Annotated in this window: 1 pseudogene and 1 other annotated feature (1 of these 2 cut by a window edge); the pseudogene reads right to left on the bottom strand. The window is 54.9% G+C overall.

From position 1 onward, the window contains the following. Positions 1-59 (top strand) — a sequence feature (16S ribosomal RNA rRNA prediction is too short); it begins 297 nt to the left of the window's first position. Further along, a pseudogene (locus ACQQ6X_RS18875) lies at positions 60-1,778 on the bottom strand (non-ribosomal peptide synthetase); the annotation flags it as partial. It lies immediately after the preceding feature. Between the last annotated feature and the right edge of the window lie 24 nt (positions 1,779-1,802).

Below are 1,802 nucleotides of genomic sequence, written 5' to 3'. Positions count from 1 at the left end.
CGGGCTACGCCGACACCGCCGATGCACAGCTCCCCTGCAACCCCAATCGGCTGCAATTGCTCCGTGCCTTCCTTCACGATGTACAGACGGATATTCTGAATCGGTTTCCCGATCGGGATCACCGCATATTCCTCATCCGGCTCGCAATCGAAGTACGAGACGTCCACCGTCGCTTCGGTTGGACCATACAGGTTGACCAGCTTCGCTCCGGCAAGGCTCGACACGAGCCGCTGGAACCGCGCCACATGCTGTGGCGGCAATGCTTCGCCGCTGGCAAAAACATGGCGCAGCGTTGCCAGCTTCGCTTGCATCACTTCCCGTGGCTGCTGCTCCACATACTCCAGGAATGCATGCAGCATGGCTGGCACGAAGTGCATCGTGGTCACACCGTCGCGGGCAATCGTATCCACGATGTCTTCCGGGTTCTTTTCCTCGCCCACGGACAACAGGCTTACCTTCGAGCCGACCATCGACCACCAGAACAGCTCCCACACCGACACGTCGAAGGTGAAGGCGGTCTTTTGCAGGATCGTATCTTCCGCGCTCAAGCCGTAGCGATCATGCATCCACAAAATCCGGTTCAGCACGGAATGGTGCTCTACCATCACGCCCTTCGGTTTTCCCGTGGAACCGGACGTGTAGATGACGTACGCGACATGGTGCGGTCCGGCCAGTGGCTCCAGATTCGAGCCATCTTCGTGATAAATGTCCTTGCCATCCTGCTCCTGACGGTCCAGCACCAGCACCTGGCCATCGAAACTCAGCGATGCTTGCTCCGCCAGATGTGATTGTGTCAGCACCAGCTTCGCGCCTGAGTCCTCCAGCATGAAGCGGATGCGATCAGCCGGATATTCCGGATCGATCGGCACATAGGCTCCGCCGGCCTTGAGGATCGCATAGATACCTACGATCATGTCCAGTGAGCGGTGGACCAGAATGCCCACAGGCTGATCCGGTTCAACCCCTTCCGCACGCAAGGTGCGTGCGAGACGGTTGGCTCGCTCGTTCAGCTCACGGTAGGTCAACGACTCTTCACCACACAGTACCGCGACTTGCTCTGGCGTGTTCGCGGCCTGCTGCTCAAACAGACTGCTTAGCGTTTGATCCTGCGGATAGGCTGCTGCCGTATCTCCCCATACCTGTACGATTTGCGCTTGCTCTTCCGCTGTCACTAGTTCCAGCTCATTCACACGGATATGTGGATTGTCAATAATCTGCTCGATCACATGCAGTACATGTCCCTGCATCCGCTCGATCGTAGCTCGGTCGTACACATTTGCGTTATATCTGAACATGATGCGGAAGCTTTCATCTGGCATCACAATCAAGTCCAGATCATAGTTCGTCTGCTCAACCACCTCTACATTCGTAATTTCAAATGCAGACGGACGAACTTCGCCTAGCTGCTCGACTTGCTCCTCTACCGGATAATTTTCAAATACCATAATGTGGTTGATCAGATGCTGCTTCTGCTCGGTCAGCGCCTGAATTTCATACAGCGGGAAGCTGTCGTATGCTCCCGAGGCCAATGCCTGCTCCTGTGTTTTCCGCATAACTTCCACAAAAGTGGCATTCCGTTCACTTTGAATCCGCACCGGGATCGTATTAATGAACAGACCGATCATATGCTCTACACCCGCAATATCCGTCGGACGTCCAGATACCACACTACCGAATACAACATCCTCATTGTTATTATATTTCTGCAAAATAACGCCCCACACGCTCTGCATCAGCGTATTGATCGTGACCTGCTGCTGCTTGGCAATCCGGTACATGGCTTCGCTCCACGTTGGATCCAG

This window comes from Paenibacillus ottowii, from assembly GCF_050516475.1.
GTDB classification, from domain to species: domain Bacteria; phylum Bacillota; class Bacilli; order Paenibacillales; family Paenibacillaceae; genus Paenibacillus; species Paenibacillus ottowii.
Note: the sequence above shows the minus strand (reverse complement) of the source record. Positions and strands in the feature narration are given on the sequence as shown.